General features: G+C 59.3%; 18 protein-coding genes and 1 riboswitch. Of the genes, 6 read left to right on the top strand and 12 right to left on the bottom strand.

Annotation, left to right across the window (positions count from 1 at the left end):
* Positions 1-217: 217 nt before the first annotated feature.
* The 6 genes from dxs to ACR0AG_RS12145 all read right to left on the bottom strand — a co-directional run bounded on the left by dxs (position 218) and on the right by ACR0AG_RS12145 (position 5452).
* Entirely contained in the window at positions 218-2119 is a 1902-nt protein-coding gene (dxs, locus tag ACR0AG_RS12170; protein WP_480839179.1) for a 1-deoxy-D-xylulose-5-phosphate synthase, read from the bottom strand.
* 22 nt (positions 2120-2141) lie between these two features.
* Positions 2142-3008 (bottom strand): polyprenyl synthetase family protein, encoded by an 867-nt coding sequence (locus ACR0AG_RS12165; RefSeq protein WP_480839177.1) that lies wholly within the window; start codon positions 3006-3008, stop codon positions 2142-2144.
* Positions 3009-3251, bottom strand: a complete 243-nt coding sequence (locus tag ACR0AG_RS12160; RefSeq protein WP_170521075.1) for an exodeoxyribonuclease VII small subunit — start codon at positions 3249-3251, stop codon at positions 3009-3011.
* Positions 3248-4174 (bottom strand): histone deacetylase family protein, encoded by a 927-nt coding sequence (locus ACR0AG_RS12155; protein WP_480839175.1) that lies wholly within the window; start codon positions 4172-4174, stop codon positions 3248-3250. Before ACR0AG_RS12155 ends, ACR0AG_RS12160 begins: the two co-directional genes overlap by 4 nt.
* A gap of 67 nt (positions 4175-4241) precedes the next feature.
* Positions 4242-4943 (bottom strand): response regulator, encoded by a 702-nt coding sequence (locus ACR0AG_RS12150; protein WP_480839173.1) that lies wholly within the window; start codon positions 4941-4943, stop codon positions 4242-4244.
* Positions 4940-5452 carry a MarR family winged helix-turn-helix transcriptional regulator gene (locus ACR0AG_RS12145; RefSeq protein ID WP_480839171.1) on the bottom strand — a complete coding sequence of 171 codons (513 nt, stop codon included), beginning with the start codon at positions 5450-5452 and terminating at the stop codon, positions 4940-4942. The genes ACR0AG_RS12150 and ACR0AG_RS12145 overlap by 4 nt, the downstream gene beginning before the upstream one ends.
* A 157-nt stretch (positions 5453-5609) precedes the next feature.
* Between ACR0AG_RS12145 and ACR0AG_RS12140 the strand changes: the two genes are divergently transcribed.
* The 4 genes from ACR0AG_RS12140 to ACR0AG_RS12125 all read left to right on the top strand — a co-directional run bounded on the left by ACR0AG_RS12140 (position 5610) and on the right by ACR0AG_RS12125 (position 8497).
* Positions 5610-6476: a branched-chain amino acid aminotransferase gene (locus ACR0AG_RS12140; RefSeq protein WP_480839169.1), complete on the top strand. Its 867-nt coding sequence runs from the start codon at positions 5610-5612 to the stop codon at positions 6474-6476.
* Between the two features lie 106 nt (positions 6477-6582).
* Positions 6583-7533, top strand: coding sequence for an AraC family transcriptional regulator (locus tag ACR0AG_RS12135; RefSeq protein ID WP_480839167.1), 951 nt, complete (start codon positions 6583-6585; stop codon positions 7531-7533).
* A 109-nt stretch (positions 7534-7642) separates the two neighbouring features.
* On the top strand, positions 7643-8008 hold the full coding sequence (locus tag ACR0AG_RS12130) for an SPW repeat domain-containing protein (protein WP_480839165.1): 366 nt from the start codon (positions 7643-7645) through the stop codon (positions 8006-8008).
* Positions 8009-8260: 252 nt separating this feature from the next.
* Positions 8261-8497, top strand: a complete 237-nt coding sequence (locus ACR0AG_RS12125) for a hypothetical protein (RefSeq protein ID WP_480839163.1) — start codon at positions 8261-8263, stop codon at positions 8495-8497.
* Here the strand turns inward: ACR0AG_RS12125 and cobO are convergent.
* From cobO to ACR0AG_RS12100, 5 genes are all read right to left on the bottom strand, one after another.
* The gene (gene cobO / locus ACR0AG_RS12120; protein WP_480839161.1) at positions 8494-9093 is read right to left on the bottom strand and encodes a cob(I)yrinic acid a,c-diamide adenosyltransferase; all 600 of its coding nucleotides are present in this window, start codon (positions 9091-9093) and stop codon (positions 8494-8496) included. The two genes, ACR0AG_RS12125 and cobO, sit on opposite strands and share 4 nt — an antisense overlap.
* Positions 9094-9150: 57 nt before the next feature.
* The gene (locus ACR0AG_RS12115; protein ID WP_480839158.1) at positions 9151-10086 is read right to left on the bottom strand and encodes a DMT family transporter; all 936 of its coding nucleotides are present in this window, start codon (positions 10084-10086) and stop codon (positions 9151-9153) included.
* Positions 10087-10140: 54 nt separating this feature from the next.
* Positions 10141-10803 (bottom strand): HD domain-containing protein, encoded by a 663-nt coding sequence (locus ACR0AG_RS12110; RefSeq protein WP_480839156.1) that lies wholly within the window; start codon positions 10801-10803, stop codon positions 10141-10143.
* Positions 10787-11887, bottom strand: a complete 1101-nt coding sequence (aroC, locus tag ACR0AG_RS12105) for a chorismate synthase (protein WP_480839154.1) — start codon at positions 11885-11887, stop codon at positions 10787-10789. Before aroC ends, ACR0AG_RS12110 begins: the two co-directional genes overlap by 17 nt.
* Positions 11888-12014: 127 nt before the next feature.
* Positions 12015-12455 carry a 6,7-dimethyl-8-ribityllumazine synthase gene (locus tag ACR0AG_RS12100; protein WP_480839152.1) on the bottom strand — a complete coding sequence of 147 codons (441 nt, stop codon included), beginning with the start codon at positions 12453-12455 and terminating at the stop codon, positions 12015-12017.
* Between the two features lie 73 nt (positions 12456-12528).
* Positions 12529-12683: riboswitch (FMN riboswitch) on the bottom strand.
* Positions 12684-12738: 55 nt separating this feature from the next.
* Between ACR0AG_RS12100 and ACR0AG_RS12095 the strand changes: the two genes are divergently transcribed.
* On the top strand, positions 12739-13362 hold the full coding sequence (locus ACR0AG_RS12095; RefSeq protein ID WP_480839151.1) for an FMN-binding negative transcriptional regulator: 624 nt from the start codon (positions 12739-12741) through the stop codon (positions 13360-13362).
* A gap of 34 nt (positions 13363-13396) precedes the next feature.
* Positions 13397-14008 (top strand): glutathione S-transferase, encoded by a 612-nt coding sequence (locus tag ACR0AG_RS12090; protein ID WP_480839149.1) that lies wholly within the window; start codon positions 13397-13399, stop codon positions 14006-14008.
* Between the two features lie 46 nt (positions 14009-14054).
* Here the strand turns inward: ACR0AG_RS12090 and ACR0AG_RS12085 are convergent, their stop codons facing one another.
* A complete protein-coding gene (locus ACR0AG_RS12085) occupies positions 14055-14498 on the bottom strand; it encodes a c-type cytochrome (RefSeq protein WP_480839147.1) in 444 nt (147 codons plus the stop codon).
* Positions 14499-14913: the final 415 nt, after the last annotated feature.

Raw genomic sequence — 14913 nt, 5'->3', positions numbered from 1 at the left:
TGCGCCCTGCGGTTTTGCGGACTTCTACAATTGCGGTCCTTGCCTGAAAGCTACTCTAGCACGGAGATTCCAGATTTGACGCAGATCAAATCAAAAATTCTTATATTGTTTAAAATGAATAACTTATGCCCAATCGATCCCAGCAACCCGCCCGATTGCATCAGCAACGCGCACGCAATCAACGCGCGCGATAGAGTCTATTTTCGGGAAACTTGGGTCAGAGAATCGAGAGAACCTTGGCCTCGATCTGCCGGGCGTCTAGACCGGCCTGGGCATACATGTCGGCGGGGCTGGCCTGATCGATGAAAACATCCGGCAGAACCATCGACCGGTATTTGAGCCCGGTATCGAACACGCCCTCTTCGGCCAATAGCTGCGCGACATGGCTGCCGAAGCCGCCAATCACTCCCTCTTCGACCGTCACCAGCGCCTCATGACGCGCAGCCAGATCCAGGATCAGGTCACTGTCCAAAGGTTTGGCAAAACGGGCATCAGCCACCGTCGGTGTGATGCCATGGGCCGCCAGCGCTTCGGCTGCCTTCTGGACCTCGGCCAATCGGGTGCCGAAGGACAGCAACGCAACGCGTGCACCGTCCCGAACGATGCGGCCTTTGCCAATATCCAGCACTTTGCCGCGGTTCGGCAAATCCACACCGACGCCTTCGCCGCGTGGATAGCGAAACGCAATTGGCCCTTCGTCATGGGCAATGGCGGTGGCCACCATATGCATCAACTCGGCCTCATCCGCAGCGGCCATCACCACCATCCCCGGAAGGTTGGCCAGATAGGCGATGTCGAACGATCCGGCATGGGTTGCACCATCTGCGCCCACCAGCCCGGCCCGGTCGATAGCAAAACGCACGGGCAGGCCCTGAATGGCCACATCATGGACTACCTGATCATAGCCCCGCTGCAGAAAGGTCGAGTAAATCGCGCAGAAGGGTTTCATCCCGCCTGCCGCCAATGCCGCCGAGAATGTCACCCCGTGCTGTTCAGCAATTGCCACATCAAAGAACCGAGACGGGTAGCGATCTGCAAAGAGCTTGAGGCCTGTTCCATCCGGCATCGCAGCTGTCACAGCCACGATCTTGTCATCGCGCCCGGCCTCATCCGCCAGCGTCTTACCAAAGACCGATGAATAGGACGGCGCGTTCGAAGGTGTTCTGGTTTGCTCTCCTGTTGCGACATTGAACTTTTCCGTCGCATGGCCCCGGTCATGGGCTTGTTCCGCCGGGCCGTAGCCTTTGCCTTTTTTGGTCAGCGCGTGGATCAGAACCGGCCCGTCCGCCCGCTCTTTCACAGTGCGCAAAACCGGTAAAAGCTGATCCATGTCATGCCCGTCCACCGGCCCGACATAGGCAAAGCCCAGTTCTTCGAACAACGTACCGCCAAAGGCCATGGTCTTCAGCATGTCCTTGGCGCGTTTTGCACCAGTCTGAAAGGGTTCGGGCAACATCGAAACTGCACCATCCGCGGCAGCGCGCAGATTGTGGAAAGGCTCATCGGTGTAAAACTGCGACAGGTAGTTCGACAGGGCCCCAACCGGAGGCGCAATGCTCATCCCGTTGTCGTTGAGGATGACAATCAGGCGCTTTTTCAGGTGGCCCGCGTTGTTCATGGCCTCAAACGCCATGCCCGCAGACATCGCGCCATCACCGATCACGGCAATCGCATCGCCTAAGCCTTCGAGGGTTTCGCCGCCAAGGTCGTGGGCCACCTTGAAGCCCAATGCAGCGCTGATCGAGGTGGAGCTGTGCGCCGTACCAAAGGGATCATAAGGGCTTTCACTGCGTTTGGTGAAGCCGCTCAGCCCGCCCTTTTGGCGCAGGGTGCGGATGCGGTCGCGCCGTCCGGTCAGGATCTTGTGCGGGTAGCATTGATGCCCGACGTCCCAGACGATCTTGTCGCGCGGTGTGTCGAACACCGCATGCAGCGCAGTTGTCAGTTCAACCACCCCAAGCCCGGCACCCAGATGACCTCCGGTCACCGATACGGCCGAGATCGTCTCGGCCCGCAATTCATCCGCCAACTGCCGCAGCTGTGCATCCGAGAACTGTTTCAGATCGGCGGGGCTGCTGACAAGATCCAACAAGGGGGTATGCGGCCGGTCGGCGGTCATGTTCCGAAGCGTTCCTCGCGTCTTAGCTGTCTCGGGCAATCGTGAAGCGGGCGGCGTCCCTTAAGGTGTCGGCTGATGCGCCAAACCCGTCAAGGGCATCGCAGGCCTGATCCACCAGCTCAGCAGCACGCACTTTGGCTGCGTCCAGACCCAAAAGCGACACAAAGGTTGCCTTGCCCGCGCTTGTGTCCTTTTGCAGACGCTTTCCGGCCTTTTCCGCATCGCCTTCGACATCCATGATGTCGTCCGCGATCTGAAAGGCAAGACCAATTGCCTGCGCGTAGGTTCGAAACGGCGCAATATCCGCCTGCGCCATACGTGCGCCCGCACAGCTGGCCCAGTCAAACAAGGCCCCCGTCTTTCCCGCTTGCAGGCGCGTGATTTCGGACAGGGTCAAAGGCGTTGCGGCGGTTTCTGCTGCCATGTCCAGCGCCTGCCCCAGAACCATGCCCTGCGCGCCGCTGGCTTGTGCCAGGGACAGGGTCAATTCCGCACGCACCGGTTCCGACCCAACCTCGGGCCGCGCCACAAGTTCAAAGGCCAAGGCCTGTAACGCATCGCCTGCAAGCACGGCTGTGGCGTCATTCCACCTTTTGTGTACCGTCGGCTGCCCGCGCCGCAGATCGTCATCATCCATGCAGGGCAGATCGTCATGCACCAGTGAATAGGCATGCATCGCCTCGATCCCGGTGGCGGGCCAGATGGCCTGCGCCGGATCAACCCCGTGCAGACGCGCAGTTTCCAGAACCAGAAACCCGCGCAGTCGTTTGCCACCGCGCGTGGCATAGGCCATTGCCTGAACCACATTCAGATCGCTCAGCGCGCTCAGTACCTGATCAAAGTGATCCTGAATCCGCACCGCATCCTGCGCCAGAATTTCGCGAAACATCTACTGACCTTCGACAGGCGTCGTCCCGGTGGGTTGCCCACCTGCGTCCAGTGTAATCGCGGCGACTTTTTCCTCGGCGCGCTTCAACTCATCCTCGCAGCGTTTCTTCAGCGCTGCGCCACGTTCATAGAGGGCGATCGACTGGTCCAGCGCCACATCACCGCGCTCCAATTGCCCGACCACGGCCTCAAGCTCTTTCATCGCCTGTTCGAACGTCATTTGATCAACTGGGGTATCGGTCATTGGGCTGCCTTCATCAATTCTTCCACATGGGCGCGTGTTGCCTCGGCCAATGCGTTCAGATCATACCCGCCCTCCAGAGTCGAGACGATACGTCCCTCGCATAGCTCATCGGCGATCTTGCACAATTCGGCCGTGACCCAGGCAAAATCTCCGGTGGACCAGTTCAGATTGGCCAGAGGGTCATCCTGATGTGCGTCAAACCCAGCCGAGATGATGATCAGTTGCGGTTTGAACGCCCGCAGCCTCGGAAAGGCTTGCGCCTCATAGGTCACGCGCATCTCGGCACCACCTGTTCCGGGTGCCAGCGGGATGTTCAGCACGGTCTCATAGGCCCCGGTTTCATCGGGCCGCCCCGATCCCGGCCACAAAGGCATCTGTTGGCTTGTAATCACCAGCGCGCGGCGTTCATCCCAGAGCAGGTCCTGCGTGCCGTTGCCGTGATGGACGTCAAAATCCACAACCGCCACACGGTCCAGCCCATGGAAATCCAGCGCGTGTTTTGCGGCCAGCGCTGCATTGCCGAACAGGCAAAACCCCATGGCTTTTTCGGTTTCAGCATGGTGCCCCGGCGGTCGGATGGCGCAAAACGCATTCGGGGCCTCGCCGCCCACAACCAGATCAACCGCCCGCACCACGGCCCCTGCGGCGCGATACGCCGCGTCGACCGAACCCGGAGACATGAACGTGTCACCGTCAATCTGGGTAAACCCCTCGACTGGCCTGCTTTCGCGAATATCACTGATATGGCTTTCCGGGTGGACGCGCAGCAGATCATCGTCAGCCGCTAAAGGTGCCGTCACGCGGTTCAAGTCCAGGCTCTCTAGCGCATGAAGGATATGTTCCAGCCGCGCCACACGTTCGGGGTGTCCGTCGGGCGTTACGTGGCCAAGACAATCGGCATGGGTCAATAGGGCGGTTTTCATCGGGATCCCAATCTCATCTGGCTCGTTTTCCTTGCCGAAGGCATATCGTCACTGCGCAGCAGGCGGATCAATCCGGGGCCAGCATGTAGCCGGCGCCCCGAACGGTCTGCAAATAGCGGGGCTGTTTGGGGTCCTGCTCGATCTTGCGCCGAAGCCGCGTGATTTGCACGTCCACCGCCCGCTCCTGCGCCTGACCCTTGTCGCGGCCCAGATCCTCGACCAGTTTGGCGCGGCTTATGGGTTCACCCGGCTGGGCCGAGAAGATCTTCATCAACTGGCTCTCGGTCGCCGTCAGGCGCACCGGCTCTTCACCCTGCCACATCTCGCCGCGTTCGATGTCATAGCGGATCGGGCCCAGATGCAGGATCTTGGCGGCGGTATCCTGTGCGGCGGTTTCAGGCATCCGCCGCAGGATCGCATTGATCCGCAACAGCAGTTCCTTTGGCTCAAATGGTTTGGCCAGATAATCATCCGCCCCGGCCTCAAGCCCGGCGATCCGGTGTTCCGTCTCGCCCTTGGCGGTCAACAGCAGGATGGGGGTCGTATGCGTTTCGCGCAACGCCCGGGTCAGGCTGACGCCATCTTCGCCGGGCATCATCACATCCATGACAATCAGGTCGAAATCCAGCCCCGACAAAACCCGCCGCGCATGGGCCGCGTCGCGGGCAGAGGTCACCAGAAACCCGTTACGCATCAGGAATTTCTTGAGCAGATCACGAATACGCTCGTCATCATCGATAATCAGAAGATGGGCGTCCAAATCACTCATGAGGTCGTATCCCGCAGTTTGGTGTATGCACGACGCATATCAGCATCCATCATTGCTTCAAGCACTTTACGAAATCCGGCCACCGCCTCGGGGCCGGCATCCTTGTAGGCGGCCCGCATCCGGGCGCGCTGGGCGTCGGACAGTTTCGCCTCCAGCGCTTTGCCCTTCTCTGTCAGAAATAGGTGACGTTCGCGTTTGTCCACCTTTCCAACCCGGCTTTCGACCAACCCGTCCTCGATCAGGGTGCGAAGAACCCGGTTCAGAGACTGTTTCGTGACCCCAAGGATCGTGAGCAGGTTGTTGACGGTTGTTCCCGGAGCGCGATTGATAAAGTGAATGGCCCGGTGATGCGCCCGCCCAAAGGCCATCTCGCCAAGAATGCGGTCGGGATCTGCGGTGAAACCGCGATAGGCAAAAAACATCGCTTCGATCCCCTGCCGCAATTGCTCATCCGTCAGAAATAACAGGCTTTCTCCGCCAAAAATCGGGGCGGGACGGGTGTCGGACATGACGGGCCTCACAAGTTACGCCGTTCGAGTTTATGTCAGCGTTATTGACATTCCAAGGGCGCAGAGGTATCGAGTCGCAGTTTTTGCGCAACAATATGTCCGCATCGGACCTAATCTGCGCAATATTCGGAATTTTGACCCAGGCAGGAGGTTTCGCATGGCGGGGTATGATGATCGTGATGGCACCATCTGGCTGGACGGAAAAATGGTGCCCTGGCGCGACGCCAATGTGCACATCCTGACCCATGCGATGCACTACGCGTCATCGGTGTTCGAAGGCGAACGCGCCTATAATGGCAAGATATTCAAAAGCCGCGAACATTCCGAGCGTCTGATCGCCTCGGCAGATGCGCTGGACATGCCCATGCCCTATTCGGTGGACGAGATCGAAGCCGCCAAGGAAGAGGCGCTGACAGCCAGCGGCTTGAAAGACGCCTATGTACGCGTGCTGGTCTGGCGTGGTTCGGGCGAGGATATGGGCGTGGCCTCTGCCAAAAACCCGGTTCGCATGGCCGTGGCCGTCTGGCCGTGGGGTGCCTATTACGGTGACGCCAAGATGCAGGGTGCCAAGCTGGATATCGCCGAATGGAAACGTCCCAGCCCGGAGACCATTCCGGTGCACGCCAAGGCGGCGGGCCTTTACATGATCTGCACCATCTCCAAGCACAAGGCCGAGGCCAAGGGCTGTTCGGATGCGTTGTTCATGGACTATCAGGGCAACGTGGCCGAAGCGACCGGGGCCAACGTGTTTTTCGTCAAGGATGGTGAGGTCCATACTCCGCTGGCCGATTGCTTCCTGAACGGGATCACGCGTCAGACGGTGATCGGGATGCTGAAAGACAAGGGCATCACCGTCCATGAACGCCGCATCAAGCCCGAGGAAATGGCCGATTTCGAACAGTGCTGGCTGACCGGCACCGCGGCCGAGGTCACGCCGGTCGGGCAAATCGGCGATTACACGTTCGAAGTGGGCGACCTGACCCGCGAGATCGCGGAAGATTACGAAAACCTGGTCCGCGCCTGATTTCAAAGCCCCACTTCGGTGAGGGCCTGTTTGCAGATCGTGCAAAATACCTTGCAGATCGTCCCGCTGACTGGACGGTCTGGCAAAATGGCGTAACTTTAGCGCCATGTTGGATCTTCTCAGCGATATTCTCACCCGTCTGTCTCTGCGCGGGACATTGTATTTCCGCACCTCGTTCACGCCGCCCTTCGGCATTCAGGTGCCGGGCTATGAAAACGTTGCCCGATTTCACTTTGTTCAACGCGGTGAGTTGAATGTGCATGTGCCCTCAACGGGTGAAACGCTGCGGCTGCGCCAAGGTGATCTGATCCTGATCCCGCACGGCGCGCCACACATGTTGCTGTGCAATGAGGTCAAGCCGTTGAACGCGCTGCCGCTTGAGCAGGTGCTGGAGCTTGCGGGGTACAAAGGCGATGGCGTTCTGGTCTATGGCGGCACCGAGGAAGAACGCGATACGCAGCTGATCTGCGGGCATTTTTCCTTTACCGGGCCAGCGGGCCGCAACAACAGCGGGCATATGCTGATCGACCGTCTACCGCCTTATATCCTGATCGAGAATTACGGAGAAGAAGCGGGTTTTTGGGTCGAATCCACGTTGCGCATGATCGGATCCGAGGTCGGAGCGGCCCGCATTGGTGGTGATCTGATCGCGCTGAAACTGTCCGAAGTGCTGTTTGCCCAGGCCATCCGCGCCTATTTGGAGCGTCAAAGCCCGGATGCTGCGGCGCTGGCCGGGTTTGCGGATACACGGATATCCCGCGCGCTGACGGCTTTTCACCAATCGCCCGCCCAGGATTGGAGCGTTGCCACCCTGGCCCGCGAGGCCGGGATGTCGCGGACCGCTTTCGCACAGCTTTTCACGGACAAGATGGGCACGACCCCGATGCAATACCTGACCGACTGGCGCATGCAGATCGCATGCCACGGGTTGACCGAGGCGCGTTGGAACGTGGCGGATGCGGCGGCCGAGGTTGGCTATGCTTCAGAAGCAGCGTTTTCGCGCGTGTTCAAGAAACAGGTCGGCCTGTCACCTGCGGCTTATCGGGCCATGCACTGATCCGCCGGTTGAACTGAACGATCTGCAAGATATCGGGGACGACCTGAAATTCAACGCACGGCCTGCCCCGCTTAGGTTCCTTTCATCAGCTTTGGAAAGGAAACCCTTCATGTCCATTCGTTTCGTAACCCGCAATATCCACGCCTATCTGGATTACCCTGTGGCTTTGGCCCTGATGATCCTGCCATTTGTGCTGGGGCTGGGGCAATCCAATCCGCTGGCGCTTTGGCTTTCGGTGGCAACCGGTGCTGCCGCCTTTGTTCTGACTGTCCTGACCGACCACCATCTGGGGGTCTGGAGGGTTCTGCCCTACAAGCTTCACTTGGCAGTGGACTTGCTGGTCGGTGTCACCTTTTTGCTGGCGCCCGGCCTTTTCGGTTTCACTGGCTTGGATGCCGCGTTCTATTGGCTGAACGGCGCTGCCGTTGTTCTGGTCATCTCGCTGAGCGCGTCCGAAGAATCGCAGGTCGCTTAGACAGACAGGTGACTTAGCAAAAGGCAAAACAGGTCATGCCATGCGGTGTGACCTGATTTTGTCTCTAATTTGGGGAATTTCGCGCATTATTATGGTCAGGTTTTATCCTTGAATTTTCCGATCAAAATAGTCAGATAAGAGATGACGCCAGATGGTGCTCATCAAGCCACGGGTTTCGGGGCGGTCCGCAGGATCAGCGACGCAAAAGCGAAGGCCTGCCACCGTCCCGGAAACGAAAAGGAGTGGAATGCGATGCGGGATAAGATCGATGACTTGGTCTGCTGCCAGAATTCGGCCTGCGATTGCACCGCAGAGTCCAACGCCGATATGGCAACATATGTGGACCGGACCACAATTGATCCACTGACGACCGACCATCAAAAAACTGTGCCAAAACCGGGTCAGCGCTTTGATGGCAGTGTGTCCATGCGTGCAAGATATGAATGCGGCCTGTCGGACACGTATTCTGAACGGGCGGCGCGGGGTTAGAAATCCACGCCGCGCTGGGCTTTGATACCAGCTTGGAACGGGTGTTTCTCTTCGGTCATTTCGGTCACCAGATCGGCATAGTCCCGCAGCGCCTGCGGAGCGTCGCGACCGGTGAGGAAGACGCTGGTCTTGTCGGACCGCGCCTCCAACCCTTCGATCACCTGTTCGACCGACAGATATTCATAGCGCAACGCGATGTTGATCTCGTCCAGCACGACCAGATCATAATCGCCGCTTGCCATAAGGGCGCAGGCTTTGTCAAAGGCAGCATTGGCGGCTGCAATATCGCGTTCGCGATCCTGCGTGTCCCAGGTAAAGCCTTCGCCCATGGTGTGCCATGTCACAAGGTCCCGCTCTTCGAAAAAGCGGCGCTCGCCGGTTTTCCACTTTCCCTTGATGAACTGAACCACGGCAACCTTCTGGCCCCAACCCAGCGCTCGGATGACCACGCCAAACGCGGCCGAGGATTTGCCCTTGCCCTTGCCGGTGTTGATCAGCACCAGACCGCGACCCGGGTCAACCGCCTCGGACACTTTCTTGCGGTGCTTGGCCTGCACCTTCTGCATTTTTTCCTTGTGATCCTGCGCGTCGCTCATCGGGGCACCTCATTGCTTGCCCGGCCCAACCTAGGCGAGAATCGCGAAAGGTAAAGATCAGGATTTGGTATCGGTGAGCGAGCGGGCCTTGCCACGTTCGAGCCCCAGCTGATGTTCGCGCCAGATGACGACCACATTGCCCGAAATGACCAGCGCCGCGCCCAAAAGGATAGCGAGTGTCGGCAGCTCGTCGAACCAGATATAGCTAATGACCAACGCAATCAACATGGTCGTATAGTCATAGGGCGCCAGCATCGAGGCCTGACCAAAGCGATAGGCAGAGGTAACGAAGATTTGGGCGACGCCCCCGATCAGGCCCATAGAGACCAATATCAGAGCCTGTTTTGGTGTCGGCATGGTCCAACCCCAGAACGCGGTGAGTAACGACAGAAGTGTCGCGGTCACAGAGAAATAGAACACGATGGCCGCCGGGTGATCGACCTTGACCAATTGTCGGATATGGATCTGTACAAATGCCCGGGCGACGGTCGCGGTGAGGACGCATAGTGCGCCGATGGTGGCCGTCACCTCCATCTGCGTGCTGCCAAGACGGGGCCAGATCATGACCAGCACTCCCAGCAATCCAATCGCCACGGCGCCGATCCGGATCATGCGAATGCGTTCACCCAGAATCACAGCGGCCAGAACCAGGGTGAAAATCGGAGTGGCGTAGCCAATCGCCGTCACCTCGGGCAGCGGAAGCAGGCTGAGTCCGGTAAAGGTCAGCGCCATGGCCGAAGTGCCCAGAACCCCGCGCCAGAAATGGCCCATCGGCTTCTTGACCACAAAGCCCTGCGCCAGCTCTCCGCGAGAGATCAGCCAGATGATGATCACAGGGATCGCAAAGAACGAGCGGAAGAAAACCAACTCGCCGGGCGGAAAATCCTCGGACATTGCTTTGACCACCGCCGCCATCGTAGTGAACAGCGTCAGCGCAGCCAGTTTCAGACCTACGGCCAGCATAGGTCGATGCGATGTTAAGGATTGTGCCATGTGCCGGGACCCTGCGCCTTTGCGGCGCAAAGATCAACGGCGGGATTGTACCAATCAGGCGGATTTCCAGTGGTTCGGGACGGGATGGCCGACCTCTTCGCCAAGCGCGTCCAGAAAGTCGAGCATCCGGGCCACCCGCTTTTGCGCCAATTCCCGCCCGCTTTCGGTCAGCATATCTGCTGGCAAGTTCAGCAGTTTGACCTTCCAGTGGTCCAACGCAAATGCCCGGTCGTCCAGGTCACGGGTTTCGGCGAAGGGATCCTCCAGATCATAAAGCGTCCGACCCAGGGCGCCGGACACAGCGAAACATCGGGCAATGCCGATTGCACCTAGCGCGTCCAGCCGATCTGCATCGCGCAGGATCCGGGCCTCAACCGTAGTCGGCGCGATCTTGGCCGAATAGCTATGCGCCTCAATGGCATGTCTTGTTGCGCGAATTGCTGCTTCATCAAAGCCCAATTCTCTCAGAATAGACTCTGATTCCTGTGCGGATTTGCGAGAGGCAAGATGCCGATCCGGGTGGTCTTTTGGTAAGTTGATCAAATCATGCAGATAGCAAGCGGCCAGCAGGACCCGCAGGTCGGCCCGATCATCCGTGATGGTCTGTGCGTTTCGCCAGACCCGGTCCAGATGCGCCAGATCATGGGCGGGATCGGTCTGCATCCGCTGCGCAATGATAGCGCGCAGGCGGTGGCGTAGCTCAGCCGATGTGTCCACGGTTCTCGCCAATCTGTCCGCGATGCAGCAGCAGGTGATCCAGGATCACGCATGCCATCATCGCCTCGCCCACGGGTACCGCGCGAATGCCGACGCAGGGGTCGTGGCGGCCTTTTGTGATGATCTCGGTTTCCTCGCCGGATTTGGTGATGGTCTTGCGCGTGGTTAGGATGGACGAGGTCGGTTTGACGGCGAACCGCACGACGATGTCCTGTCCGGTCGAGATACCACCCAGAATGCCACCTGCGTGGTTCGAGCTGTATTGAGGGCCGTTCTGACCCATGAAGATCTCATCGGCGTTGGCTTCGCCGGTCAGTTCGGCCGCGGCCATGCCCTCGCCGATCTCAACGCCTTTGACGGCGTTGATCGACATCATCGCTGCGGCCAGATCAGTGTCTAACTTGGCGTAAATCGGCGCGCCCAGCCCAGCAGGCACGCCGCGCGCGACCACTTCGACAACGGCACCGACCGAGTTGCCGGATTTGCGCAGTTCGTCCAGATATGTGGCCCAGTCGTCGGCAGCCTTGGCATCGGGCGTCCAGAACGGGTTCTGTTCGACTTGGGACCAGTCGAAATTACCTCGGTTGATCTTGTGGGGTCCGATCTGGGTCATGTAGCCGGTGATCTGCACATTCGGGGCGATCTGTTTGATGGCCTCGCGGGCCAAACCGCCTGCGGCCACGCGCGAGGCGGTTTCGCGCGCCGAGCTGCGCCCGCCGCCCCGATAGTCGCGGATGCCGTATTTCTGCCAATAGGTGATATCGGCATGGCCCGGGCGGAACTTGTCCATGATATCGCTGTAGTCTTTCGAGCGTTGATCGGTGTTTTCGATCATCAACTGAACGGGTGTGCCTGTTGTCTGGCCTTCGAAGACGCCAGACAGGATTTTGACCTGATCGGGCTCGCGGCGCTGGGTGGTGAATTTGTTCTGCCCCGGTTTGCGCTTGTCCAGCCAATGCTGGATCATCGCTTCGTCGATTGTCACGCCCGGCGGGCAGCCATCGACCGTGGCGCCCAGAGCGGGTCCGTGGCTTTCACCCCAGGTGGTGACGCGGAAAAGATGACCAAAGCTGTTCATCGACATGAGGCGTGCTCCTTTGCGGGTCGTGATTAGCGGGCGCAGGCCTTGGCCTCAAGCGGATTTGCGATTTGACGGGACAGAGGCGCTGCCCGATGGGCAGCGCGTTTGAGTATTTTTGAAAAGATGAAGATCAAGCCGCGCGCGAAAGACCCGCGCGGGCCTCGGTGATCTTTAGCGCAGCCTGTGCAGCCTCGCGTCCCTTTTCCACAAAATGCGCGCGGTAAATGGCGTTGTGGTGATCCGTCTCTTGATATTGATGGGGGGTCAGGGACACGGACAGAACCGGCACGCCGGTCTCAAGGCCCGCGCGCATCAGACCATCGACGACGGCTTGCGCCACGAAGTCGTGCCGGTAGATACCTCCATCGACCACGAAAGCGGCGCAGGCGACAGCGGCGTATTGGCCAGTCTGGGCCAGATCGCGGGCCAGAAGCGGCATTTCGAACGCGCCGGGGACGTCGAAGACATCCACCTGATCGGCGGGGATGCGTTCGAGGAACCCGTCCAATGTGCGGTCGACAATATCGGAATGCCAGTTGGCTTTTACAAAAGCATAGCGGGTGTGTGTCATCATGACCTCCTTCGTAAGACAGACACGTCACCCAAGGCGATCACGAGCAGTCGCGCCACAATGCGGGCACGCTGCACGTTCTCTTCCATCCGGACTGTAACCGTCGGCTCTGGCCTCTCACCAGATCTGCTGACACCCCTTCGTTGACACTGCGGGGCCGCTCGCGGGCTGACGGGTCATGGCCCGCATACCGCCGGTGGGGAATTTCGCCCCGCCCTGAGAACACCGCAGAGCTTGCCAAGAGAGGGCGATCTCTGCAAGGGGTTTCACGAGGAGGACCAATATGCATCCGAATCCCGCTTTTCGGGCCGAGGCACGTGCCCGACAGATCGAATTTGCGCGTGAGCGTGCGTTTGGCGTGTTGGCTGTTTCCACGCAGGACGCCCCGTTGTTGAGCCATGTCCCGTTCCTGCTGGACCCCGAGGGATCCATGGTTGAGCTGCATCTGGTGCGGTCGAACCCAATTTTGCGGGCCCTTAGCCAACCGCAGGCGGCCCGCATCGCGGTGTCGGGGCCGGATGGGTACATCTCACCCGATTGGTATGGCGTGGCAGATCAGGTGCCTACGTGGAACTACGTCGCCGTCCACCTGACCGGTTTGCTTGAGGCATTGCCTGCCGACGCGTTGTTGGATCTGCTGGATCGGCAGTCGGCGTTTTATGAGGCGCGACTGTTGCCCAAGCCGCCCTGGATGACGTCCAAGATGTCGAAGGAGGCGTTGGTAAAGATGATGCGCATGATCGTGCCCTGCCGAATGCGGGTTGACGATATACAGGGCACTTGGAAACTGAGCCAAAACAAGGACAGTACCGCACGCCAGGGTGCGGCGGACCATGTGGCAGGCGGGTTCGGATCGGAATTGAGCGATCTGGAGCGGCTGATGCGTGATAGTGCAACGGACGACTAACGGATCTGGGGGCAGACCAGCAAGGAGACAGGACATGAAACTCTATCACAGCACAACCTCGCCTTATGTGCGCAAAGTCATGGTGCTGTTGCACGAAACCGGCCAGTTGGCGGATGTCGAACTTGAGACGGTGGCAGGCACGCCGATTGCGCCGGCTGAGCAGTTGATGGGTAAGACGCCCCTGACCAAGGTACCTGCGCTGGAGCGTCCGGACGGGCCGACCTTGTTCGACAGCCGGGTGATCTGTGCGTTTCTGGATGATCGGGCGCAGGCCGGGCTTTATTCCTCGGGGGGCAGGCGATGGGATATCCTGACGCTTGAGGCCTTGTCAGACGGGATTCTGGATGCGGCACTGCTGATGACCTATGAGGCGCGGTTGCGCCCCGACGACAAGCAGTGGGCGGACTGGGTCGATTCGCAATGGGTCAAGATTGACCGCGCCTGTGCAGTGCTGAATCAACGTTGGATGGCCAACCTGTCCGGGCCTCTGGATATGGGGCAGGTGGCCGTGGGGTGCGCGCTGGGCTATCTTGACCTGCGGCATGATGCGCGCGGATGGCGCAATGGAAACGATGCGCTTGCCGCCTGGTATGACGAGTTCAGTGAACGTCCCAGCATGGTCGCGACCCGGCCGCCAAGCCAATAACACGGCAGGTGCCGGAGCAATTGTGTGCCCGGCACCTGACGCTTTCTTATTCGGTGAAGGTTGCAAGATAGGCGGCAATATCGTCTGCGCCTTTCCTGAGTTTGACGCTCATGTTCGGGCGCGCGGTGTCATCGTTCAGAAATTCCCGAATAAAGCCGATCGGGTCTTTGGAATAGGCGGCGATGGTCTCTTCATTCCAGACCAAGCCCTGTTCGCCTGCGCGGATCATGTCATCGGTGAACATCCCGATCGGCAGCCGTTCACTGCCATAACGGTAATCGTATTCGGACCCGGCGACGCGCCCGATTACGCCATATAGATTCGGCCCGGTGATGCCGCCTTTTTCCAGAACTTCGCCATCCTTGATGATCGCATGGCAGGCAGAACAGCGATTAAACAAGGCTTTACCCTTGGCTGGATCGCCCGCGGCAACGGCATGAGTGGACAGGGCAAGTGTCAGTGCCGCTGCGATGAGGGGTGTTTTGGGCATGTTATGTCTCCGAATGAGGAGTTCGCGCATCTGGCGCATTGCGCCCCACGCAAGACAAGTGCAACTAGAAACAACGACTCAACCCTGAAATGAAAATATCTATTTTGGCTGCGTGATTTACAGGTAGCGCCGGGCAAGTTTGGGGAAACGATCTGCACTCGCGCTCAGCCGGAATCGCCGCCTTCTTGGGGTGGAGGGTGAAAGCGGGTCACTGGCGGGTGTTGTGGTCGAATCACGTCGCATCGATTCGGTCAATCGGATCGGGGAGCGGTCGAGAATCATGAAAAAAACCCGGAACGTAGTGACAAATTTCGCAAATGCGGCGTATTGCGCGTTTATGACCGCTAGACGAACCCTATTCTCCCCGATAGACAGCGCGGTTAAGACACCGCCTTTGTGCGGTGCGCGAGCTATT

This window comes from Ruegeria sp. H6 (assembly GCF_056532975.1).
Note: the sequence above shows the minus strand (reverse complement) of the source record. Positions and strands in the feature narration are given on the sequence as shown.